The sequence below is a fragment of the Pseudoflavonifractor sp. An85 genome (assembly GCF_002161235.1).
Lineage (GTDB): Bacteria > Bacillota > Clostridia > Oscillospirales > Oscillospiraceae > Enterenecus.
Window position 1 is genome coordinate 1 of the sequence record NZ_NFHE01000028.1, and the last position, 23,899, is coordinate 23,899.

Consider the following 23,899-nt stretch of genomic DNA (forward strand, 5'->3'; position numbering starts at 1 on the left):
GATGTCCTGCAGGACATCTATGCGCTGGATGAAGAACACACCCAAGCCGTGGGTGAGTTGGAGCAACTCTGGGATGAGGGCTACACCGTAGCGGCACACCAGCTGGGCAAGTTTTTTCGAGACTCCCTCTCCACCCTGCGGAACCACGAAAAGGCAGAGCATTGGTTCCAGCTGTCCGCAGAGGCGGGAAATGACTGTTCAGAATACGCCCTGGGCAAACTGCTCCTCACCCAGAAGCGCACAACGGAAGCAGTGCAGTGGCTGGACAAAGCATCCGATCACGGAAACCAGTTCGCCCAGTATCGTCTGGGCAAGCTCTACCTCACCGGCGAAGCTGTTCCCAAGGATGTGTGGAAAGCACTGGAGTACCTGAAGTCCGCAGCCGGACAGGAAAATCAGTTTGCACAGTACACCCTGGGTAAGCTGTATCTCCTGGGCAGGGATGTAGCACAGGACCGAGAGCAGGCCCAGGAGTGGCTGTCCCGGTCAGCATCCCAGGGCAACCCGTATGCTCAATTCTTCCTCGACCGCCTGGACCAGTTCCGTGATCCCTCTGTGATGCTGGCCGCAACGAGGCTCCTCCACCACATGTGCAGGATCTTTCGGGACAACTCTGTTCCGCCTTACAACCCGGCAGGCATTCGCATTGACTCCAAGCGGCGAAGGCGGCTCACAGAGAAGCGCATGGCCATAGGCCACAAGGCAGACGATCACGAGGAGCCACTCTCCTATCAGCACACCATGTAACAGGAGGAACTCATGTCAACCTATATTCACTTCACAGAAGAACAGAAGGAACGGGCTGCCACCGTGGACCTGGAATATTTCCTCCGGCAGAGAGGTGAGAAACTGCTCTCCTCCGGTCGGGACAAACGTCTGGCCTCGGACCACAGCGTCACCATTCGTGGTTGCCAGTGGTTTGACCATGACAGTCGTCAGGGTGGCAATGCCATCAGTTTCGTCCGCTTCTTCTACAATCGTACTTACCCGGAGGCGGTCACCATGCTTCTGGATGAGATGTACCCTTGCGCTCCCAAAGCTACGGAGGCATCACCCAAGCCCTTTGCCCTGCCCCCCGTCAACTCCGATATGCGCAGGGTCTATGCCTATCTGGTGAAGCACCGGAACATTTCCAGAGACGTGGTGGCGTACTTCGCCAGGGAGAAACTTCTGTACGAAGATGCCAAGTACCACAACGCAGTATTTGTGGGCACCGATGAAACCGGTGTTCCCCGCCATGCCCACAAGCGCAGTACCAACAGCTCCGGCAAAGCCTTCCGGCTCAACGTAGAGGGCTGTGACCCCCGGTACAGTTTTCACCATGTAGGCAGTGATGGGAGCCTCTATGTGTTTGAGGCCCCCATCGATATGCTGTCCTATATCACCCTACATCCGGCAGACTGGCAGCGCCACAGCTATGTGGCCTGCTGCGGCACTTCCATCCAGCCGGTGGAGAAGATGCTGGAGCGGATGCCCCAACTTGATACCGTCCTGCTCTGCCTGGACAACGACGAAGCAGGACACGCAGCCAGCCAGCGCATGAAGACACAGCTGGAGGAGAACTACACCGTGGAACGGCTCACTCCAGAACGCAAGGACTGGAACGATGACCTGACCGCACAGACCCAACCGAGAAATGAGGTGATGCCCTTGTGCCAAACTTTTGGCTAAACTTCGTGGAAACCATCCAGTCATCCAAAGTCGCCCCTCTCATCATCCTAGGGCTCGTCATGGTGCTGGTCATCGGCGGTCTGTCCGCTCTCTCCCACCACTACACCCTCAACGGCATCAAGTCCCGAACGGTGGGTGACGGCCAGCACGGCACTGCCCGGTGGGCCACACCCAAAGAGATTAAAAAGACCTATGCCCACATCCCCTTCCAGGTCAAGGAGTGGCGCAGCGGACGAAACCGTCCTACCCAGCAGGGACTGGTGCTGGGATGCAAAGGCAAGAAGAACAAGCCCATAGCCCTGGTGGACAGCGATGACATCCACTGCCTGATGATTGGCGCCAGCGGCATCGGTAAAACTGCCTACTTTCTCTACCCCAACCTGGAATACGCCTGTGCCAGCGGCATGAGCTGGCTGGCTCTGGACAGCAAAGGTGACCTGGCTCGGAACTATGGGACTATCGCCAAGGAGTGCTATGGGTATCACGTCTCTGTCATCGACCTGCGTAACCCCACCCGCTCGGATGGTAACAACCTGCTGACCCTGGTCAACCGATACATGGACATGGCCCGAAGGGAGCCAAGCAACCTGGCGGCCCGGGCCAAGGCCGAAAAGTACGCCAAGATTTTGTCCAAGACCATCGTCAACCCAGACGGTGATGACGGCAACCGAGGTCAAAATGCCTTCTTCTACGATGCCGCTGAAGGGCTGCTCACCTCGGTCATCCTGATGCTGGCTGAATTCCTGCCACCCGATGCAAAGCATTCCCAGGAGCGCCGACATATTGTTTCAGTGTTCAAGCTGGTCCAGGATCTTCTGGAACCCAGCGGAACCAAAGGCAAAAGCCATTTTCAGATTTTGATGGAAAAGCTGCCCCCGGAACACAAGGCCAGATGGTTTGCTGGTGCCGCTCTCAACAGCGCCGATCAGGCCATGGCCTCCGTCATGTCCACGGTGCTATCCCGGTTGAATGCCTTTCTGGACTCTGAGCTGGAGCAGATTCTTTGCTTTGACAGTGCCATGGATGCCGAGCAGTTTGCCTCTCAAAAGTCTGCCATCTTCCTCATTCTCCCCGAGGAAGACACCACCAAGAACTTCATGGCAGGACTGATGATCCAGAACTTGAGCCGGGAACTGTTTGCTGTGGCAGACGAAAACGGCGGCAAGCTAAAAAATCGGGTGGTGCTGTTCTGCGATGAGTTCGGCACCATGCCCCCCTTTGACATTCTGCCCCTCTTCTCTGCTGGCCGCTCCCGCCGTCTCACCCTAGTACCCATCATTCAATCCCTTGCACAGCTGGAGAAAAACTACGGAAAAGGGGGCTGCGAAATTATAGCCGACAACTGCCAGGACACCATTTTCGGTGGCTTTGCCCCCAACAGCCAGACCGCAGAAGTGCTGTCCAAAGCCCTGGGCAGCCGCACCGTCCTGTCCGGCTCCGTGAGCCGTGGCAAGAATGACCCTAGTCAGAGTTTGCAGATGATGGAGCGTGCCCTTCTCACCCCGGACGAGCTGAAATCCATCCCCAAGGGCAGCTTCATTGTGACGAAGACCGGTACCCATCCCATGCGGACCCAGCTGCGGCTGTTTCTCCAGTGGGGCATTACCTTTGGGGATCCGTATACTGTGCCGGAGCGAGCCAATCGAGAGGTGGCCTATGCCAACCGTGTGGATCTGGAACAGAACCTCCCCCAGTCCAACAAGTTCGTGGGCCAGGATGCAACCTGGAACCAAACTGCGGTCAAGAGGAAATCCAGCCGCGCGAAAGCGTTTGGAGACGATGAGATATGAGTTACTTCGGAACCATTTATGCAGACACCGAACTGCCCTCTCGGGCTAAGGCGGTTTATATGTACCTGCGGGACCGCTCCGATGCCGAGGGCAAGTGCTGGCCGGGTATCAACACCATTGCGTCGGACATGAAGTTGTCCCGCTCCACGGTGAAGCGGGCGCTTCATGATTTGGAGCAGCACGGATATCTGGAGAAGACGCCTAGGCATCGAGCCAACGGTAGCTCTACCTCCAATCTATACACCGTCCGATAAGGCCGCAAAAAGCGCAGCTCTCCACCAAGGGAGAGCTGCGCCCGTTTGCTGGACCCAGGGGTGGTTCATGGTGGACCGCCCAGAAGAACTCATTCTAACTGAGTATTAGTTCAGAGGATGCATTTACACGGTACACGACTACGCAACAACCCATTTCAAACTCACCGTTTGGGTGCATCCTGGTATTCTCTCACATGCAAAAGTTCCTCAGCGGCCTGAATTTCTTCTTCAGTTGGGACCCGGACACCATCCAAAGAATATGGGATGTTTAGGTTCTGCCATTTAAACGTACCCAAGGTGTGATAAGGCAAAATTTCTACCCGTCGCACGGTAGGCAATGTCCTGATAAACGCATTCAGACGACGAAGGCCTTCGGTATCATCTGTCAGGCCGGGAACCAGTACATGGCGAATCCAAAGGGGAATTCCTTTTCTGGCAATGTATTGTGCCATTTCCAGAATATTAGTGTTGTCGTGACCGGTCAGGGCACGATGCTTTTGGTTGTCCACTTCCTTCAAATCCAAAATCACCAGGCTTGTATGCTCCAGCAGTGCATCGAACCGGGTCATCCAACGGGCATTGTCAGGAGAAAACGGCTGTCCGCTGGTGTCCAGTGCCGTGTGAATCCCTTTGTCATGGGCTAAACGGAACACCTCGCTGACAAAGTCCATCTGCAAGAGAGGTTCACCTCCGCTGATGGTCAGGCCACCGTTGTTACGCCAGTAATTTCGATAACGGTATGCCGCATCAAAGGCTTCCTGGGGCGTTTTCCCATTGCTTTGGGTAAAGGTCCAGGTTTCAGGATTATGACAGTATTGGCAGCGCATAGCACATCCTTGCATAAAAATCACATATCGAACTCCAGGCCCATCCACCAAACCAAATGTTTCAACAGAATGGACATATCCAATCCGTTCATCTTGCGCCATAGTAGTCCACTCCTTCATATACATCGTTGTGTGAAAAACCCGCGGCCGCACAAGCAGCCGCGGGTTTCAAAATCATTTTATCAGATTACATGACCTTGTGGCAAGTGCGGGCAATCACATCCATCTGTTGCTCACGGGTCAGATCGATGAACTTGACTGCATATCCCGATACCCGGATGGTGAAGTTGCTGTACTCTTCCTTCTCAGGATGCTCCATGGCATCCATCAGCTTTTCCACACCGAACACATTGACGTTCAAGTGATGGGCACCTTGGTCAAAATATCCATCCATGACCTGGACCAGATTCTCCACCCGCTCCTGCTCACTGTGACCCAGCGCCTCAGGGCTGATGGTCTGGGTGTTGGAGATTCCATCCAACGCCCAGTGGTAGGGCAGCTTAGCCACCGAGTTCAAGGAGGCCAGCAGGCCATTGGTTTCAGCCCCATAGCTGGGGTTGCCTCCGGGAGCAAAGGGCGTGTATGCCTTGCGTCCGTCCGGCATGGCACCGGTAGCTTTGCCGTACACCACATTGGAGGTGATGGTCAGAATGGAGGTAGTTGCCTCAGAATTGCGATAGGTGTGGCGGCGCTTGATCTTCTCCAGGAAGCTGCGCAGCAGCTCGACAGCGATGTCATCTGCACGGTCATCGTCGTTGCCGTACTTGGGGAAGTCACCCTCCACCTCGTAGTCGGTCACCAACCCCTTTTCGTTGCGGATACACTTGACCTTGGCATACTTAATCGCACTCAGGGAATCAACCACATGACTGAACCCAGCAATGCCTGTGGCAAAGGTACGGCGCACTTCGGTGTCAATGAGGGCCATCTCAGCCGCTTCATAGTAATACTTATCATGCATGTACTGAATGAGATTGAGAATGTTGACGTACAGACCAGCCAACCAGTCCATCATCACGTCGTATTTCTGCATGACCTCTTGATAGTCCAGATACTCACTGGTGATGGGGGCGTAGGCCGGGCCCACCTGTTCCTCCAACTTTTCGTCCATGCCACCGTTGATGGCGTACAGTAGACACTTGGCCAAGTTGGCACGAGCCCCAAAGAACTGCATCTCCTTGCCAGTCTGCGTGGCAGACACACAGCAGCAGATGGAGTAGTCGTCTCCCCAAACCGGCTTCATCACGTCGTCATTCTCGTACTGGACCGAGGAGGTATCAATGGAGACACGAGCAGCATAATCTTTGAATGCTTTGGGCAGTGCAGAAGAGTACAGGACCGTCATATTGGGCTCGGGAGCAGGCCCCATGTTTTCCAGCGTATGCAGGAAACGGAAGTCTGTCTTGGTGACCATGGAACGGCCATCCATGCCAATGCCACCCACTTCCAGAGTGGCCCACACCGGGTCACCACTAAACAGCTGATTGTAGCTGGGAATACGTGCAAACTTGACCATACGGAACTTCATAACCAGATGATCAATGAGTTCCTGGGCCTCACGTTCCGTGAGAACGCCCCGCTCCATGTCCCGCTGAATGTAAATATCCAAGAACGTAGAGACACGGCCCACACTCATAGCCGCACCATTCTGCGTTTTGATTGCGGCCAGATAGCCGAAATACAGCCATTGGACGGCCTCTTTGGCATTGGCGGCAGGCTGGGAGATGTCATAGCCGTATGCGGCGGCCATGTCTTTCATACCCTTCAGCGCATGGATTTGCAGCGCAATCTCCTCACGCTGCCGGATCACGTCATCCAGCATCGTGCCGTCGCCGCAGTTGGCCAGATCTTTCTGCTTTTCCTGGACCAAGAAATCAATGCCATACAGCGCCACACGGCGGTAATCTCCCACAATACGGCCACGGCCGTAGGTGTCAGGCAAGCCCGTGACGATGTGGCTATGCCGGGCCTTCTTCATTTCAGGGGTATATGCATCAAATACTGCCTGGTTATGGGTACGAGCATACTGGGTGAAAATCTCATGCAGCTTTTCGCTGGGGGTATAGCCGTAGGTGGTACACGCCTGTTCTGCCATCTTGATGCCACCATAAGGCATAAACGCACGCTTGAGTGGTTTGTCAGTTTGCAAACCAACCACCTGCTCCAAGTCCTTGAGTTTAGGGTCAATGTACCCAGGGCCATATGCAGTCAGGCCAGAGACAACCTCGGTCTCCATATCCAGCACGCCACCCTTGGCACGCTCTTGTTTCTGCAAAACCTGCAAAGCCTCCCACAATTTGTTTGTCGCCTCAGTAGGGCCAACAAGAAAAGCCTCGTCCCCATCATATGGCTTATAGTTTTTCTGGATAAAGTCGCGGGTATTGACCTCTTCCTTCCAGATACGGCCTTCAAAACCTTCCCACTGCTTATAATCTGTCATGACGTTCTCCTTTCACGAACTGCGGACTACATCAAAATGTGTAATGTCATCAACTGCACGCTAGTTAGCCTTAGCTAACTGACAAGAGTACAGTACCACATTGCCTTATAGAATGTCAAGGCGTTGCACAAATAATTTCATTTGACCGCACGATCTGACTTTGTCACAATCGTTTTCACTCCAAAGACAAAGTAGATAACATGGCACACCCAGACAATGGCCAAAATAATACTGGGAATCACAATTCCACCTCGTAGCATCATAAAGATACCAATTCCCATCAGAAGTGTCACAGGCACCATGATGCCAACCTTTGTCTGTACTGTCATGCCCTTTTTCTTCACAAAGGAGTCCAGATGCTTTTGATAAAGCTGCGTCCCCACAAACCAGCTATGAAGTCTCTGGGAGCTTTTTGCGAAGCAGAATACGGTAACCAGGAAAAACGGCACTGTGGGCAGTATAGGCAGCACAACGCCAATGCACCCCAGCCCCAGACAGACACAGCCCAGAACCAGAAAAAACAGTCGTTTTACTTTCATGGAGGTCTCTCCCCTTTCCTCCTTACACCGGAATCACAAAGGGCTTTCCGTCCACGCTCTGGATGGTCAAGTCCACGTCATACACCTCTTTGACCAGTTCCCCGGTCAAAATGCCCTCCGGTACCCCCTGGGCAATGATTTTCCCGCCCTTCATAGCCACAATTTCATCGCTGTAATACAAGGACTGGTTGATGTCGTGGAGCACCATCACAATGGTAATGCCGTACTCCCGATTTAATTTTTGAATCAGTTTGAGGATTTGGAGCTGGTAGCGCACATCCAGATAGGTGGTGGGCTCGTCCAAAAAAAGCACCTTGGTATCCTGGGCCAGGGCCATGGCAATCCACACCCGCTGCTTCTGGCCGCCGGACAGCTCTGCCACCGGCTTGTCCTTGTGTTTGACCGTTTGGGTGATCTCCAGAGCCCAGCGGATCTTCTCCTCGTCCTGCTGGGGGTCGCCGGACAGACCCAGGGTATGGTAGGGGGTCCGACCATATCCCACCAGCTTCTCTACGGTCAGGTCTGGGGGGGCGGTGTTGTACTGGTGGACGATGGCCACCTCTTTGGCAAAGTCCTTCAGCCGAAGATGGGCGATGTCCTGCCCCCGGAACTGGATTTCCCCCTGATCCGGTTTCAGATTTTTGGTCATTAAATTGAATAGGGTGGATTTTCCACAGCCATTGGCGCCAATCAGAGTGGTAATTTCCCCCTCACGGAGAGAAAAGTCCAGTCCTTGGAGCACTTGGTGCTTTCCGTATGCAAAGGATAGGTTTTTGACGGTAAAAATATCACTGACCATAGCTCTGTCTGGACCTCCTCAGCAAAATGATAAAGAAGGGGCCACCCACCACAGACATGATCACCGATGCACTGATCTCGTAGGGTGCGGCAATGGTACGCCCCACCGTGTCAGCCAGCAGCAGGGTGAATGCTCCCAACAGGATGGTGTAGGGCACCAGAATTTTATGGTTGCTGCCCACCAGAAGCCGGGCAATGTGGGGGACAATCAAACCCAGAAAGCTGATGGGGCCGATGACGGCGGTGGCAATCCCCGCCAGCAGCACGGCAATGACAGAGATGACAATCCGGCTCCGATTCACATTGACCCCCAGGCTTCGGGCAGTTTTGTCCTCCAGAGCCAGCAGGTTGCACTGTCCCAGCACAAAGAAAGAGGCAATCAGTCCCACCAACCCGTAGAGGAGCAGGGTTTGCAGGTCGCTCCATGTCTTCATGGTAATATTGGCGTTGACAATGCTGGCCACCCCGGAATAGTTGCTTCCGGTGCCGGAGTTGAAGGCACTCACGAGGCCGGAGAACATGGCGTTCACCGCCACGCCCACCAAAATGATACGCAGCGGGGACAGCCCCCCCTTCCAGGACAGGGAGTACACCAGGAAAAAGGCAAGCATACCACCCAGAAAGGCAAACAGCGGAGTAAAAAAGTAGAGTGCGGGGAAAAAGGCGGTGATGAGCACCGCCACCAGGCTGGCACCGGAGCTGATGCCAATGATGCCGGGGTCCGCCAGCGGGTTTTTCAGCACCGCCTGCAGCAGCACGCCGGACACCGCCATAACAGCTCCGCCGAACATGGCAATGAAAATACGGGGAAATCGCAAGTCGAAAATGGTGGCCACGTTTTCATTGTAGACCACAAAGAGTCCTCGGAACAGCTCCACAGGGGTGACCTTTAAGCTGCCGGTGTTGACTGCAAAGAGAAACAGCCCAACCAGCAGCACAGCAGTTCCCATAAAAGAGACAATGATCTTTTTTCTGCTGATCAAGACGAGTAGACCTCCTTCCATGAGATAAAGCAGGCAGGGCCGGGATGTCGAAGTACGGCATCCCGGCCTTTACTGTGGTATCAGCCCTTGTGTTTACGGGCAGCGTATACGGTGCATCCTGCCAGAGCTAGGCCGCAGCTCATCATTACTCCCACCAGGGGAAGCAACTGGGCGGAATCTCCGGTCTGGGGGACGTCACCCACCTGAGCAGTGTTTTCCGCATCGGTGATGGTGCTACCTTTTTCCACCAGTGCATAGGCTCCGGCAGATTTGGTTATGACCGTATAATAGTCATCTCGCAAACTACCACGAACCAGCACTTTATTGTCCGTTGCCATGCGATACACAGCTACTTGTTGGTCCGCATATCCATTCGGAATGGGGAAACCAATGGAGACCGTTCCATTGGGTGCCACCTGCTCCCCATTGGCACCCACAAATTTCACCTGGTAGAGCTTGAACTTCTTCCCAACCTCCTGGAGAGCGTAGGCAGCGGAAGAATACTCGCTGCCGGAGGTTATGGGCGTAATCTCAAAGCCCACGCCTGCAGGAAACACTCCCTTGTCAGCCCAGATGGTGACACCGGTCTTCTCATCCGTATAATTCACAGCAGGAGACTGCTCCACCGGCTCTTCCGGCTGGAAGTCAGGGTCATCCTCAGTGGTCTTCTCCAGGCTAGACCAGTCAACTTTCATCAACACATCCTGATCACCAGTACCGGCGCTGATGGCCTCCATAATGGGCACGAAGACATGCAGGGGCACAAAGCCGTCCCGGTCAGCAATGGCGGTGGACACCAGGCGAATGCGCACCTGGTCGGGATATAGGTGGTTGGCATCGTTGTATTGGTCGATGACATCACTGCCGTCGGCATTCTTCTGTGTGGAGAGCACCTCGGCCAACACCAGATCTCCCTGGGGTCTGCCATACTGGCTGTACACATAGCCCTCATCGTAGTAGGACAGGGTGGACAGGTAGCCAAAGCGATTATCAATGGCCATGCCCTTGAAGTCCAGGGTCACATAATAGACTCCGTCTACCACTTCCAGCTTTACAGTGTGGTTGATGGCATTGTTGGACATGGACAGCTTGCTGCGGTCAGTCTGGTACATGTCCACCTTTACAGAATAGATGCCATCCTCCAGCACATCCTGATCCGGAGTTTCCCCGGTTCCGGTGCCGGAATAAACCACAATGCGATGTTCTGCCTTGGTGCCAGACACTGTCTTGACCAAACGGTAACGGCCTTCAGGGGTAATTCCCTCCTGCTGGAAGGTGCCGGAGCAAGCATCCTCATCCTGGCTGACCTGTGTGGTGCTGAGGGTGTACCAGGTGCCGTTGCGAAGCTCCTGTACATCGGTGCGCACTGTGAAGGCATCCACAGTACCGGTCTTATCTGTGAGAATGGAGCCCTTGATAGACTCTTGAGAGAAGTCGGGCAAATCCACAGCCTGGAACTTTAGCAGCTCCTCCACGGTGTCAATGGAGGTTTTGCCCAACACTTCTTGCAGCTTGTCTTCGATTTCCCAAGACACATAGCCGCCCTTGCACAAAGCCCAATAGTAATAATCGAAGGCGGACAACTGAGACTGATAGCTCAAGGTTCCCTCCCCCACCTCCAGGGTGAGCCCCAGGTGATGCTTGGAGGGATATTCTCCTGCGGCCTTTTGAATGGTTGCAATCTGCTCCTGGGTAAAGCCGCTGAGATCACAGGTAGACAGGTCCACAGAGTTGTACTCAAAGGCGCTGGCAAATCCATAGCCTCCTTCCGCTACCTTGGCCAGCAACGGAGTAGGCAGGGTACGCAAACTATTCTTAGACAGATCCAGAGAGGAGAGGGCGGGATTGGTCTCTACCAGACTGGCCGGGACCTCCTCCAGCAGGTTATCGCTGAGATTCAGGGTCTCCAGGGCAAGCATCCCATCCAAATCGCTGCCCAACTGAGCAATATCATTTTGGTTGAGGTACAAGTCGGTAATGCCAGACAGCTGGTTGATCCCCTCAGGAACCTGGATGAGTTGGTTGTCGGTGAGAGACAGCCAGGTAAAGGTCTCCCGCTGAGGCAGTGCATTGGCGTTGAGCTTCACCAGCTGGTTGCGAGCCAGATACAGACCAGTGACATGTTCCATATCATCAAAGGCACCGGCAGCAATGGAGGAGATCCGGTTATTCTCCAAATCCAGAATGTACTCGTCTTCCCCGGCACCTACCTGGCTGAGGCCGGCAAATAGTTTGTCGTTGATGACAGTAAGCAGGTTGCTGGCCAGCTTCATATCCTTCAGGGAGGAAAGCTGGGAGAAGGCATCGTCATCAATGGTGGAAATACAGTTGGCGGACAGGTTTAGGCTGGTGAGCTGGGTAAAGCCGAGGAACTCATCATGAATTTCAGAAATGCTGTTGCCGTTAAAGTTAATGCTTTCCAGGGACTTGTCCCCCAAATCAGCAAGCCATGAAATATCTTGAATCTTGAACGGATCAAAGACGCCGTAGGCGTTCATCAGGGTGCTGGAACTCAAATCCAGGCTCTTCCTACCTTCCGCAAATCGGAAGTCGTTGAGCTCTTGAGTGGTGACATAGCCATCTCCGTCCATGTCCAGACCTGTAACGGTCATCAGCGCCCGGTTGATAAGCTTAGCCTGGGTGAAGCCGGAGTTTTTGATCTGGAAGCCCTCAAAGCCCTCGGTGACGGTGGTGTCAAATACCAGCTTCACCTGGGTGTATCGATCATACATGCCGTTCATAGCCTCAGAGCCGCCCATAGCCTGTACATTGACTGCACCCACCATATAACCACTGTCCAATGCGGAGATGGGCAAGGTGTACACAGCGGCTACCACTTTCCCGGAAGCGTCCGTCTCAGGGACACGGGAGCCGTCGGTGATGGCGCCCTTCCAGGTGCCATCACTGCTCTGAATGGCAAAGTCCAGCATGGAGTGAGCGAACACGGTGTTGTAAAAGGAGGCGGTGAGAGTACCGTCCTGGGCCACCTTGATTTCCACATAGGGATCAAAGAAGCCAGCCAGCATGGACTCAGTGACCCCATCGTCAATGCGGAAGGCTTGGAAGGTGGCGGTGTACGTCTGCCCCGGCTTCATTTCACTGGCAGAAATTTGCGCACCACCAGTTGCATCGGCAGACTGATCCTCTTGAGTCAAGGTAACTTCGTCGAGGTTGCTGGCATCCAGCACCACGTGCTTGGTGCTGGAACCCTCCATCACTATGTCCAGGGTAATGGGCTGGGAAAGATCCCAAGTCTCAGAATCGAAGTTGAGCAGCATCTGCACGCCATCATCAACCCGCTTGAGGGCAAAGCCGCCCACGCCGCCGTTATAGACAAACTTCTCCTCCCGGTCCCCCTGGGTAACCCGGACAAAATACTGAGGGCTGGACATCTGGTCACTCCAAATGGCATCACCGTAACGGGTATCCTCAGTATTCAGGGTGAGGGTGGTGTATCCATCCTTGGGCTGGATCTCGGCACCGGTGAACTGGCCCAGCAAACTCCAGGTGTAGGTAGCAGTAGCCTCAAAGCTACTTCCCATACCATCTTTTACTGCAATGGCTTTGACCGTGGTCGTCTGGTTAATGGTAAAGGGGCCAGTGTACTGGGTGCTCTCCTGAGTGGGTGTGGTGCCGTCCAGGGTGTAGTAGATGGTGGCATCCGGGGTATCACAGGTGATGGTCACCTCTGTCTCCTCATAAATAGAGCCTTCGTTGGGGGAGATAACCGGTGTGGCCACAGAGGCAGTCTGTTGGTGGGCAGTGTCCCACTGCACGGACAATGTGTATGTGCCGCAAGTTCCATTACTCAGCTGATAAGTTCCGGAATAGTTCTGCTTTACGCCATAATAGGGCAGTACAATGTTGGAAATGCCGCTGATGGTTTTATATCCCACTTCTCCAGACGCGGGAACAATCTCCAAAGCTGTTAGGTCTTGTGGGTCGTCCGGATTCTCTACCTGATACATGCTCAGTGCCGAGACCTTATTCCCCTGCCAATCCTGGAGATAGGTCAGTTTCATGGTCAGACTTCCATTCTGGTCTGCAGTGACCACGGCCTGAGTGTGTACGTAGCTGGTCAGCTCCCATTGAGGGTCATCCACCGAGATGGTTACCGCATACTCTTGGCCAGGCACCAGTTCAGGCATGGTGGTACGGGTAAAGTCGGCAGACACCACAGCGCTGGGATCATATTCACCCGGAACGTAGGCAATCGCCTTGACGGTGGTGGTTCTGGTTACTGTAAAGGGCTCGCTGTACACCTCTCCCGTCTGATAGCCGGAAGAATAGGACGGGTCACTGCCGTCGGTGGTGTAGAGAATGGTTGCCCCCGGAGTGTCACAGGTGATGGTGACCTCCTGGGAGGTTTCAAAATCTGCTCCACTGGGGGTGATCTCCGGAACTGCTGCCTCAGGCAGCACCTGCTCCAGCGTGGACCAGTCCACCGTGAGCACCATGTCACTCTGGGTCTCGTTGTTGAGGGTCACAGTACCTGTGTACTCATTACTGTCCCAGTAGGGTAGCACAAATGTGGCTTCGCCACGAATGGTATAATATCCCTCCGTGAAGGACACCTCATTAAATTCCAGTGCAACAGGGTCGGTGCTATCCTTTTCATAAACCTGCACGCCAGTAACCCACTGGGTCTCCGATGTCTCATAGTCGTCTGCCCAGACGACCACTTCAGGGAACCGGAGCTCCAAGGTGGGATTGCCATCGGAATCTGTGGTCACAGTGGCCGTGCGCTGAAGATGGCTGTAGAAACTGCTGTTCCATCCGCCTTCCTCGTCAGGCTTGCGCATCTGGACATCCACTTGGTAAGTGGCATTGGTTTCAAATTCTGGAGTGGACGGAGAAGCCGCCCACACCGGAGGTGTAGCCAGGCCCAACGTGAGGGCCGAAGCCAAGGACATGGCCAAGCTGCGCTTGACCCATGTCTGTTTGGTTGTTGTCATGATCTTGCCTCCCTTATGGATTTTGCTTTATTCCCTCGCCGTAGAGCAGCGGCTGTAGCTCTTCCAGCGCATCGGGGTAGTTGAACTTGGCACTCATGCCGAACAGGTCATAGGGCAAGTCGTAGACACGCCCCTCCTGCACCGCCTCAAAGTGCTTCCAGATATCGTTGGTTTCAAATTCATCCTGGAACATCTCCACCACGTCTTCGGGCAGAGCATGGGCTGCCCGGAGAATGATATCTGGTTCCTTGGTCTTCATGTCCTCGGTGTTGGCGGTGAGGAATTCCTGGCCGTCCCCATCTCCATAGACGTTGACCCCACCGGCCAGTTTGACCAGGTTGCCCACATAGCTACTTTCCGTGGCCACAATGTAGGAGCCAGGCAGACCCATGAGCACCAGCACCGTGGGGGATTCTTTCCCCTCATTTTGGCTTCGGTACTCCTCTATAAACTGCTGGTATTCCTCCACCAGAGCCTGGGCCTGTTCCTCCCGGTCAAACTTCTCCCCCAGTCCCTCGATGGAGGCATACATTCCCTCCACACTGCGCAGATTGAGAAACAGGGAGTTGACTTCAATGGAGGCGTATTTGGGCTGCAAATCGCTTTGCAGGCTGTTGGGGGAAATCACATAGTCCGGGTTCAAAGATTTGAGAATTTCCAAATCCGGACTCATAGCCGTCCCTACAGTGGTCACATCCTGATATCGTTCGGGAATAGTACTCAGAGTGGAGGAGCACACACCCACCAGATCCAGTTCCAGCTTGTCGCAGATGTCCACCGCAGCAGGTGAGGTTGCTACAATACGCACCTGGTCTGAACCGTCATCTGCAGTTTGCTCCGGATGCTGGTTGACACAGGCGCTGGCGGACAGGGCCAGCATTCCCGCCAGGCAGAGAGACAGAAGTCTTTTTGGTCTCATACTCGGCTCCTTCCCTCACTTCTTACCAAAGGGATGCTTGCCCTTTCTTACAAAGAAGACGTACCACACGCCGCCGCCCACAGCTGCGATGACCACCAGCCCTCCAATGACCCACCAGAGAACGGGAGAGCCAGAGGAGGAATCGGTGTTTTCAGGCGCCTGGGTTTCCTCCACAGCGTTGCCCGAGGCGTCAAATTCCTCCAGGCCGCTGGCACTGGACTGGGCCTCTGGGTCTGTAGTGGGAGACGGCTCCGGGGTAGCGGAGGGAGCCACTGTGGCCTCAGGCGTATGGGTAGCCGGGGCTGCCGGGGCCTTGGTGGGGGTGGGCGTGGAAGCCGCTGCCGGGGTCTTGGTGGCTGAAGGCGCAGGGGCAGTCGTAGCTTTGGGCTGTTCCACCGAGATGCTGGTAACAAAATCCCCAGAACCGGACTTCAGATTGCCCACGGTAATGTAAAAGATGACCTCACGGCCCATGGGGGTCACATACATATTGCAGCGGATGATAGATTTCTCGCTGTTGGCTTTCAAGCGAAAATCTGCAGTATTGCTGCCATAGTCTTCTTGCATCAGACTGGCAGAAACGGAACGTCCATCCACCTGAAACTTGGGTGATTGAATGTTGTCCATCAGATTTAAGCGAACGGTGATCCATGTGTTACCACTTGCATCTACCTCTACCAGAGCCTTTTTATTGGTAGCACTTTCTGTCATGGACTGACCTAGTACTGCAGAATTCTCTCCGCCAGAGTCTTCGATGACTCCTGTGGTTGGATGCCGGTAGTGGGCGGTAGCGGTGGCAGTATATATGCCGTGGGAAGCTGCCGATGCAGGCATGGAAACAATGCTCGCCGCAAGGGCGAGCATTGCCACCATACCGCAAAGCCCTCGAACAGCTTTTCTTGCGGTATTCTTCATAACATCAATCTCCCTATATCATTGTTCTTTTTTTCTGGCAAGCAGAATCCCCATCAGTCCGATACAGGACAGAGTCAACACTACAAAGGGAGCCACGTTTGCACGGTCACCGGTTTCAGGGTTGCCATTCACGTTTGCGCTGTTTTCCGCATCTGTGATGGTGCTGCCCTGCTCCACCAAGGCGAAATTACCAAAACTCTTGGTCATCACTTTATAGTAACCGTTCTCCACGGTGCCCTTGACCAGAGTCTTGGTTCCGTCCTCATTGATTCGATACAAAACCACCTTGTCAGCATCATATCCTTCGGGAATGGGGTAGTACACGGTGACCACACCGTTGGGCTGAACCTCAACACCATTCAGCTCAAAATGGATCTCGAACAGGCGGAACTTCTTGCCCACGTCGGCAAGCAGCTCAGCAGCCTTTTCGTAGACTTCCCCGGAGGTAATCTGGGTCACCACCTGCTGGACGCCCTCAGGGAACACGCCCTTGTCAGCCTCTACCTTGATGCCGGTGGTGGTGTCGGTGACGTTGACGGCGGGGGACTGCTCCACAGGTTCTTCCGGCTGGAAGTTAGGATCATCCTCGGTGGTTTCTTTCAAAGTAGACCAGTCCAGCTTCAGTAATACATCCTGAGTACCAGATCCAGCGGAGATGTCCTCCATGACCGGAACAAATACTTGAAGCGGCACGAATCCCTGCTCATCCTCCAGAGCATCCGATACCAGGGGGAATTTGATTTGATCTGGATAAAGTTTTCCAGCATAAATCCCACCCGCCTGATTGAATTCATCCACAATATCCGTTCCATCTGGATTTTTCTGTGTGGACAACACGGTTGCAGGCACCACAGTTCCCTGCAAATCACCATAAGCGCCGTATTGATAGCCATTTTCATAATAGGCCAGTTCCGCCAGATACCCATATTTATTCAGATAAGAAAGACCTTGAAAATCCATTGTCAGATAGTACTTACCGTCTTCCACGGTGAGCTTCAAGGTATGGTGGATGGCATCATTGGACATGGAGTAATCCGTTTGGTTTGTCTTGAACATTTCACCGTAGACAGAGTAGCCCCCATCCTCCAGGGTATGTCTATCCAACTCCCCCTCTTTTCTCAGGTTATCCATAGCGGTTTGCAGTGCCTGCACTTGGGCATCCACCTCACTTTGTGTGGCATTGGCGTTGTCCAGCACACGCTGAGCGTGGTCAATGGCCTGTTGCAATGCGCTCCAAGTAGCCTGCGTATATCCTTCATTCTTCAGAACACTCGCCTGTTCCAGAATAGTTTTCAACTCGTCAGTATTGGCGCGCTTCACCAAAGCCTCCAACGCGTTTCCTAGCTCACTCACAGCACGCGTAACTTCGGAGACACCTGCATTGTCGTCCCGCTCCACTTGTTTTGCTGCAGCCAGCGCAACCTGGAAGGGTTCCCATGTTTCAGGGGTATATTGAGACTCTTGGCAAACATCCGCTTTCTCGATGAGGGCACGGAGGGATGTCTTATCTCCTTTTTCTTCCAATTCGCTTATAGCAGCAGCAATAGCAGAGGCCATGTCCTGCTGCTCCTGAACCGTAAATTCCTTCTGATTCAGCACAGGAACTGCCTGGAAGCCAGCTCCCGACATCTCCAGCGTGGAATCGGGCCATATATTGGTGAGTTTACCACTCACATCTTCGATGGTTTCCTGCAAAGCCTGATAGGAGCTTTCCGTATAATTCCCTTTGGAAATATTCTTAGCCTTCCAAAGCTGATAACTTACATTTTCCTGAGCATTTTCCACCTCAGTAAGACTGCTCCAATCCACTTGTAGTCTGGCATACTGGTCTCCAGATGTGGGACTGATAGAGAACATAATGGGAACAAATACGTGCACATAGGCTGCATTGTTGACTGTGAACTCGCTGCTAGTCTGCGGAATGTCAAACTCACCGGACTGATTGGCCACCACAACGGGAGTCACATCCAAGGCCATCATATGCTGATAGGGCAGGTTGTCAATGTCAATCAATCGAGGTTCATCATGCCCAAATCCAGCCGGTCGTGTCATGGTATCAGGATTAGACCCATCATACACCATTTCAGATTCTGGATTGTTATAGGCATCATACACGACGCTCCCATCTTGTGTTCGGTGTTGGGTCAACAGCTCTGCAGAAGTGTATGTACAGAAATTGTCGTCGGGATACCCGTATTTCGTTAAAACTTCTGCCTGGACAGATTCCAACTCCATCATAAAGCCATACTGCCCAATATACCCCATAGGCATAAACTCTACGATTGCAGTGGCTGTACCCTGCTCCACTACCAAGAGCGCCTGGTATTGGGTGTCGTCGGGATGTTTTTGCAGAAACGATTCACTGCCTCGAAGTGCTGCGTTTCCCATCGAGTACTGTCCACTACTGTTTGCATTCATTAAGTTCAAGGAAGCGGTGTATACCCCGTCTTCCACAGGCGCATCCAGTCGCTGAACAACTCTGGAGCCTTCTGGGTAGGTTATCTCATGGACAGTGTCCGCAAATCCATAATTGCTACCCAGGCTGGCTACCATAGCTGCTGCCAAAACGGCAGATGTGCCCTGCTTGGCCATACGCTTTCCAATCCACATAGAAGCAACCCCTCTCTTTCCTAAGAAAAAAACTGACGATCTCTTGTTAGCAATCGCTAACCACTATACAAAAAGAAAGCCGCTGACACGGCAATTCGGGATCAAACCACCTCCTATTTCTATTAACATGATACAGCACCTTCCACCTTAGATATGTTAGACTGTTCACCAGGTAATCGATTAGCCGAAACTAACTGCCCGGCCAAAAAATAACTCCACAAGGAGCCGGATTTCGTCGATCTGTAAATCGCCATATATATTCTTCTCTTTGGACCTCAAACATTTCCTAAAGCACGCATAGTATATCCATTGTTTCCAGTGTAGTCAATGAATATTTTGTTGCACTTCTGCTACAAACCTATCTTTTCCCCATTAGAAAACGCCTGAAATCCTTTAGCCACAAAGAAATCAAGATTGGAGCAACTGTGCAACAGAAAATTTCTATCTTTCGGGCAACACCGTGTTTAATGGATGAACACAGTGAATACTGCTGTACTCTCTGGCATATGCATTTCCCCCACACTGCACTGCATCTTCAGGCACACGCTCCCATGAAGCAACGTGTCACGACCTTTCCCCATAGAGATAAACTGTAGCGCAGTTGCTGGGAAATATATGTAGCGTCCGTCCATTCCACCGTCCCGGAATTCCCCGTCGCATAGATATTGCAGCTTCTGAATCCGCCCCTCCATCTGCTTGCCGCTGAATGCCGACTGAGCCGACACAGTTTTGACGGTGAGATATACCAGTCCCTGGTGATCCTTCACCATCAGCTCACAGGGATGCTCGAAACCTTGATTTGCCATAGAGATATTGCCGTGATTTTTCATCTGCTCTCGATAGATAATAAACGGAAAGTGGTAGCTTCCGTCTTCCAGAAGGTCACAAATTTCGCCGCCATGAAATCGTTGACGGCCTGCAAAGTGTTCTTTGATTTCCATACGGCTCTCCTGTTCGGAGAGCCGATCCATAAATGCGTCAGAAAACCCCGCTGCCAATCCCTGCAGCGCATTTTCTCGAATTTGACTTAATGGGACATCTAGGTACTGCATATATCGACGAAACACATAGAATTTACGTCTGTATTCCTCAGCCAGTTGTATCCCAGGAACGGTAAGGGCTGTTTTGCGGTGTTCCAGCCGTTCTACAATTCCCTGTTTCTCCATGGCATCCATGGCTCGGGTAATGGCCCATTTCCCTACCCCCAGGCTTCTGGCAGAATCGGTGACCGTACGCTTGGAAGGCTCTGCCTCCAGATAGTACAGCAACAGCTGAATTTGAAATGGCGTCAATGCTTCTGACATACCAATCTTCCCTTCTCTCTCATCCCTTCATGCTGCAAAAACGGAATGCGCATGGGTGAATAACTTAGGCTTTCAATCGAGGTTAGCTTAGGCTAACTTTCGAGTTAACTATACGCCTGTTTTTCCCACTTGTCAAGGAAGTGCTTTCTGTATGTACGCAGAAACAGGCTTTGGATCTACCGGACAACAGAATTGCTGCCAAGAGAAAGACCCACAGCTCCTTTCGAACTGTGGGCTTCTCTCATTTCCTGATTGCACAAAGAATTATGAGCCTGCCCGATTCAACTGCCACTGAGCACTTTCGTTCTGAAGCTCCACCATGTGTCGGAACAGGCCACCTTCTGCCATCAGCTCTTGCGGGGTTCCCTGTTGGTCCACACAACCGTCTTTCAGAACAACAATATGGTCTGCCCCGGCCACAGTACGCATCCGGTGGGCGATGACCAGTACCGTCTTTCCGGTGAGAAGCTTCGAGAGCGCCCCCTGTACCTTGGTCTCATTTTCCACGTCCAGAGAGGCGGTGGCTTCGTCCAGCAATACGATGGGCGCGTCCTTGATCAGCGCACGGGCGATGGAGATGCGCTGTCGCTCGCCGCCGGATAGCTTTGCGCCGTTTTCTCCGATGGGCGTTTGGTAGCCCTGGGGCAGTTTGCTGACAAACTCCTCGCAATTGGCGGCTTTGGCTGCGGCCATCACCTCCGCGTCAGAGGCGCCGCGCCTGCCCAGGCGGATGTTTTCCATCACCGTGTCGTCAAACAGCACCACATCCTGAAAAACCATGGAATAATCGGTCAGCAGCACCTCTGGGTCCACGGTAGAAATATCCACCCCACCCACTTTGATAGCGCCCCCGGTGACATCCCACAGACGCGCCGCAAGCCGGGCGCAGGTGCTTTTTCCAGAGCCGGAGGGCCCCACCAGCGCGGTGATCTCGCCTTCTTTGGCGGTAAAACTGACATCGTGCAGGACGCCCTTTTGGTCATAGGCAAACTCCACATGGTCAAAGACGATGTCGTGCCCCTTGGGATGAAAAACTTCCGCCCCCTCTGCGATAGGCGTGTCGAACAGAGCGTTCATCCGGTCTGCCGACACCTGGGAGACAAACAGCTCGGCAATCAGCGCAAGGCTCTGGTCAAAGGGGGCATAGATACGGGTAATGACCATGAGGAACAGGAACAGCAGCATGAAGTCGATCTGTCCGGACAAAATTAGCCCCGCGCCCGTAAGGATCGTGGTCGCCACGCCCAGCCGCATGATGACGCTGGCCCCGTTGACGAACAGGCCGGTGACCAGCTCGCCGCAGATCATGATCCGTTCATGGTCGTCGATCTTCCGGTACAGTCCCGCAAGGTAACGCTCCTCCTGATTGGTGGCACGGATCTCCCGCACATGTTCCAGCGCCTCCTGCATCCCATCCGAAACCCGCACGGCGGCGTGCTTGGTCTGCTCAGCCCGGCGCTCGGTGAGCTTCCGGCTTCCAAACAGCAGGCCAAAAGCGACCGGCACTCCCCAAAGGCAGGCAATGGTCAGCCGCCAGTCATACCAGAGCAGGCAGACCGCAATCACGGCGGTGGAAATGTAGGAGCCGTACAGGTAACCCAGCACATGGCTCCAGACATGTTCCATGCGGTTGACATCACCCATCAGGGTCTCCGTCAGGTCGGCCAGATCGCGCTTACCGAAAAAGCCAAGGGGCAGCTTGCGTAGCCGTTCCGCCAAACCCAGCCGGGTGGCTTTGACTTCGCCGTACACAAGACCGTAGGTGGCCTTATACTGCTGGAAATGGGTGAGAAAGGAGAGAAGCGCAAATACTACAAGACCGGCCAGTACAGGCAGAGAGGCGGTCAGGGAGACACCGTCAGTCAGAGACGCCATCAGGCCGGACATCACAAGGTACAGGATGCTGACCCCGCCCATGACCACCAGATTGACGACCACCGTCCAAAAGGTGCCCTTCTTGGTGTTCTGTACGCCCTGATCCGTCAAGGCATATTTCCGTTGAAATTTTGCTCCGAACATTTATTTCCCCTCCTTGCCGCTTTCCATTTTCCATTGGATTGCCCGATTGTAGTCGGCCCACATCCGGGTGTACAATCCGCCTGCCGCGATCAGTTCTCTGTGGGTGCCCTGCTCTGTCACCCGGCCGCCTTCCAGCACCAGAATCTTATCCGCACCTACCACAGTGGAAAGCCGGTGGGCAATCATGATGACCGTACGATCCTTTGTCAGCCGTGCGAAGGCTTTCTGGATCAAGGCTTCATTTTCCGGATCAGCGAAAGCGGTGGCTTCATCCAGCACCACAATAGGTGCATCCTTCAAAATAGCCCGAGCCAGCGCAATGCGCTGCGCCTCGCCGCCGGAAAGATAGGTCCCCTCGGTTCCGATCACAGTATCCAGCCCCTGGGGCAGCTTTTCCAGAATGTCGCCGCACTGTGCGGCCTCCAGGGCCGCCAGCACCTGCTCCCGGCTGGCGTCGGGCCGGGCGGCCCGAACATTTTCCAGAATGCTGGCTTTGAACAGCTGGTTGTTCTGGAACACGAAAGCCACCTGCTCCATCAGAACATGGGGATCGATCTGGCGTACATCCACGCCGCCCACTTCGACAGTGCCGGTGCCTGCATCCCAGAACCGGGGGATCAGGCTGGCGGCTGTGGTCTTGCCCCCGCCTGAAGGCCCCACCAGCGCCACCGTCTCTCCGGGTTCGGCGGCGAAGGAAACATGGGACAGAGCGGGAGACTGCGCGCCGTCGTAGGTAAAGCTCACATCCCGGAAGACCACCCGATTGTCCTTGGGAGTCTGGGGATGATTCGGCACCGGCAGCATCGGTGCGTCCATGACCGGCTGGATACGTCCCAGAGCGGTGTTGGCCAGCATCATACCGGAAGCCGCAAACATAATCTTGGCCAGTGCCGTAGAAATGATGGCAGAGAATACGGCGTAGAAGGCGAAGTTTGTGACAAGTCCCGCAAAATCACCCGAAGCCAGTGCGCCGGGAGCCAGGAACAGCACCACCGGCACCAGAAACAGAAAGGCGCCCTCAGTAAAGGTCAGATTGATGGACTGCGGAACGCGGCACACATCACCTTGATAGTACTCCGCCTTAGCGCTGTACTCCTCAATGGCCTGCTGAAAGGCCTTGAAGGAGTAGACGGTCTGCTGAAAGATCTTGACCACCGGGATGCCTCGTACATATTCCGTGCCAGCTTTGGTCATACGGTCCTGGGCCGCCTGGTATTCCGCCATAAGCTCGGCGTTTTTGCCGCCCATCATACTGAACATGGCAAGGATGGAGATCACCGCCGACAGCAGGCATGCCGCACCCATACGCCAATCAAACACGAACATCAGCACCAGCATGGCAAGAAACAGGGTGATTGTGCCCACGATGTCCGCCAGATTGTGAGCCAGCAGGGTTTCTGTATCGGCGGCCGCTGCGTCCAGGCGGCTGCGGATCAAACCGGAAGCATTGGCATCAAAATAGCCCAACGGAGCCTGCATCACATGTGCCATGCCCTGTTTGCGGATGTTGGACGCCGTGCGGAACGCCGCCAGATGGGTACACATCAGGCCCAGAAAGTAGATGAGGATGCCACCCACCGCGAAAGCGAAGGCAATCCAGCCATAGCGCGTCACGCTCTGGGCCTGCGTCCAATCCGGCCCCACGGCAATCAAATCTCGGGCCGCCAGCCAGATACAGAGATAGGGAATCATACTGCACACCATGGATATTGCTGACAGTCCTAGCCCCAGGAAGGTAAGCCGCCTGTGGCTGCCCGCATATCCCAGCAGAACGGTCAGAGCGTTTTGCTTCTTTTCCTTCACAAATATTCCTCCTTTTATGGTTAGCTATTGCTAACCTTTTGTGTAAAAAGAAAGGGGCAAAGCCCCGATCTT

At 53.9% G+C, this 23,899-nt stretch carries 16 protein-coding genes; 4 read left to right on the forward strand and 12 right to left on the reverse strand.

Annotated elements, in window-relative coordinates; translation table 11 throughout:
* The 4 genes from B5G37_RS11405 to B5G37_RS11420 all read left to right on the forward strand — a co-directional run.
* A partial coding sequence (locus tag B5G37_RS11405; RefSeq protein WP_143482937.1) for a tetratricopeptide repeat protein occupies positions 1-747 on the forward strand: 747 nt, incomplete at its 5' end.
* Positions 748-759: 12 nt separating this feature from the next.
* Entirely contained in the window at positions 760-1,671 is a 912-nt protein-coding gene (locus tag B5G37_RS11410; protein WP_087257588.1) for a DUF3991 and toprim domain-containing protein, read from the forward strand.
* 59 nt (positions 1,672-1,730) lie between these two features.
* Positions 1,731-3,461, forward strand: coding sequence for a type IV secretory system conjugative DNA transfer family protein (locus B5G37_RS11415; RefSeq protein ID WP_087257646.1), 1,731 nt, complete (start codon positions 1,731-1,733; stop codon positions 3,459-3,461).
* Positions 3,458-3,715 (forward strand): helix-turn-helix domain-containing protein, encoded by a 258-nt coding sequence (locus B5G37_RS11420; RefSeq protein WP_087257591.1) that lies wholly within the window; start codon positions 3,458-3,460, stop codon positions 3,713-3,715. Before B5G37_RS11415 ends, B5G37_RS11420 begins: the two co-directional genes overlap by 4 nt.
* Positions 3,716-3,876: 161 nt before the next feature.
* On the opposite strand, the gene pflA is transcribed toward B5G37_RS11420, so the two are convergent.
* The 12 genes from pflA to B5G37_RS11480 form a co-directional block, all read right to left on the reverse strand.
* On the reverse strand, positions 3,877-4,644 hold the full coding sequence (gene pflA / locus B5G37_RS11425) for a pyruvate formate-lyase-activating protein (RefSeq protein ID WP_087257593.1): 768 nt from the start codon (positions 4,642-4,644) through the stop codon (positions 3,877-3,879).
* 85 nt (positions 4,645-4,729) lie between these two features.
* Positions 4,730-6,982, reverse strand: a complete 2,253-nt coding sequence (gene pflB / locus B5G37_RS11430; protein ID WP_087257596.1) for a formate C-acetyltransferase — start codon at positions 6,980-6,982, stop codon at positions 4,730-4,732.
* Between the two features lie 137 nt (positions 6,983-7,119).
* Positions 7,120-7,521, reverse strand: coding sequence for a YbaN family protein (locus B5G37_RS11435; RefSeq protein WP_087257599.1), 402 nt, complete (start codon positions 7,519-7,521; stop codon positions 7,120-7,122).
* 22 nt (positions 7,522-7,543) lie between these two features.
* Positions 7,544-8,320 (reverse strand): ABC transporter ATP-binding protein, encoded by a 777-nt coding sequence (locus B5G37_RS11440; protein WP_087257602.1) that lies wholly within the window; start codon positions 8,318-8,320, stop codon positions 7,544-7,546.
* Positions 8,310-9,269, reverse strand: coding sequence for an iron ABC transporter permease (locus B5G37_RS11445; RefSeq protein WP_242962877.1), 960 nt, complete (start codon positions 9,267-9,269; stop codon positions 8,310-8,312). The genes B5G37_RS11440 and B5G37_RS11445 overlap by 11 nt, the downstream gene beginning before the upstream one ends.
* 113 nt (positions 9,270-9,382) lie before the next feature.
* Positions 9,383-14,257 (reverse strand): chitobiase/beta-hexosaminidase C-terminal domain-containing protein, encoded by a 4,875-nt coding sequence (locus tag B5G37_RS11450; RefSeq protein WP_087257606.1) that lies wholly within the window; start codon positions 14,255-14,257, stop codon positions 9,383-9,385.
* Between the two features lie 13 nt (positions 14,258-14,270).
* Positions 14,271-15,176, reverse strand: coding sequence for a heme ABC transporter substrate-binding protein IsdE (gene isdE, locus B5G37_RS11455; RefSeq protein WP_087257608.1), 906 nt, complete (start codon positions 15,174-15,176; stop codon positions 14,271-14,273).
* Positions 15,177-15,191: 15 nt separating this feature from the next.
* On the reverse strand, positions 15,192-16,091 hold the full coding sequence (locus tag B5G37_RS11460) for a heme-binding Shp domain-containing protein (RefSeq protein WP_087257610.1): 900 nt from the start codon (positions 16,089-16,091) through the stop codon (positions 15,192-15,194).
* Positions 16,092-16,109: 18 nt separating this feature from the next.
* Positions 16,110-18,701, reverse strand: coding sequence for an NEAT domain-containing protein (locus B5G37_RS11465; protein ID WP_087257613.1), 2,592 nt, complete (start codon positions 18,699-18,701; stop codon positions 16,110-16,112).
* Between the two features lie 464 nt (positions 18,702-19,165).
* On the reverse strand, positions 19,166-20,005 hold the full coding sequence (locus B5G37_RS11470; RefSeq protein ID WP_087257616.1) for a hypothetical protein: 840 nt from the start codon (positions 20,003-20,005) through the stop codon (positions 19,166-19,168).
* A gap of 264 nt (positions 20,006-20,269) precedes the next feature.
* On the reverse strand, positions 20,270-22,024 hold the full coding sequence (locus B5G37_RS11475) for an ABC transporter ATP-binding protein (RefSeq protein ID WP_087257619.1): 1,755 nt from the start codon (positions 22,022-22,024) through the stop codon (positions 20,270-20,272).
* Positions 22,025-23,827: an ABC transporter ATP-binding protein gene (locus B5G37_RS11480; RefSeq protein WP_087257621.1), complete on the reverse strand. Its 1,803-nt coding sequence runs from the start codon at positions 23,825-23,827 to the stop codon at positions 22,025-22,027.
* Between the last annotated feature and the right edge of the window lie 72 nt (positions 23,828-23,899).

Excerpts from the sequence above, each read along its gene's own strand:
- isdE (WP_087257608.1), bottom strand. The coding sequence starts at position 15,176 with ATGAGACCAAAAAGACTTCTGTCTCTCTGCCTGGCGGGAATGCTGGCC.
- B5G37_RS11465 (WP_087257613.1), bottom strand. The coding sequence starts at position 18,701 with ATGTGGATTGGAAAGCGTATGGCCAAGCAGGGCACATCTGCCGTTTTG.
- B5G37_RS11460 (WP_087257610.1), bottom strand. The coding sequence starts at position 16,091 with ATGAAGAATACCGCAAGAAAAGCTGTTCGAGGGCTTTGCGGTATGGTG.
- pflA (WP_087257593.1), bottom strand. The coding sequence starts at position 4,644 with ATGGCGCAAGATGAACGGATTGGATATGTCCATTCTGTTGAAACATTT.
- B5G37_RS11415 (WP_087257646.1), top strand. The coding sequence starts at position 1,731 with ATGGTGCTGGTCATCGGCGGTCTGTCCGCTCTCTCCCACCACTACACC.
- B5G37_RS11435 (WP_087257599.1), bottom strand. The coding sequence starts at position 7,521 with ATGAAAGTAAAACGACTGTTTTTTCTGGTTCTGGGCTGTGTCTGTCTG.
- B5G37_RS11445 (WP_242962877.1), bottom strand. The coding sequence starts at position 9,269 with ATGGGAACTGCTGTGCTGCTGGTTGGGCTGTTTCTCTTTGCAGTCAAC.
- B5G37_RS11410 (WP_087257588.1), top strand. The coding sequence starts at position 760 with ATGTCAACCTATATTCACTTCACAGAAGAACAGAAGGAACGGGCTGCC.
- pflB (WP_087257596.1), bottom strand. The coding sequence starts at position 6,982 with ATGACAGATTATAAGCAGTGGGAAGGTTTTGAAGGCCGTATCTGGAAG.
- B5G37_RS11450 (WP_087257606.1), bottom strand. The coding sequence starts at position 14,257 with ATGACAACAACCAAACAGACATGGGTCAAGCGCAGCTTGGCCATGTCC.
- B5G37_RS11420 (WP_087257591.1), top strand. The coding sequence starts at position 3,458 with ATGAGTTACTTCGGAACCATTTATGCAGACACCGAACTGCCCTCTCGG.
- B5G37_RS11440 (WP_087257602.1), bottom strand. The coding sequence starts at position 8,320 with ATGGTCAGTGATATTTTTACCGTCAAAAACCTATCCTTTGCATACGGA.
- B5G37_RS11470 (WP_087257616.1), bottom strand. The coding sequence starts at position 20,005 with ATGTCAGAAGCATTGACGCCATTTCAAATTCAGCTGTTGCTGTACTAT.
- B5G37_RS11475 (WP_087257619.1), bottom strand. The coding sequence starts at position 22,024 with ATGTTCGGAGCAAAATTTCAACGGAAATATGCCTTGACGGATCAGGGC.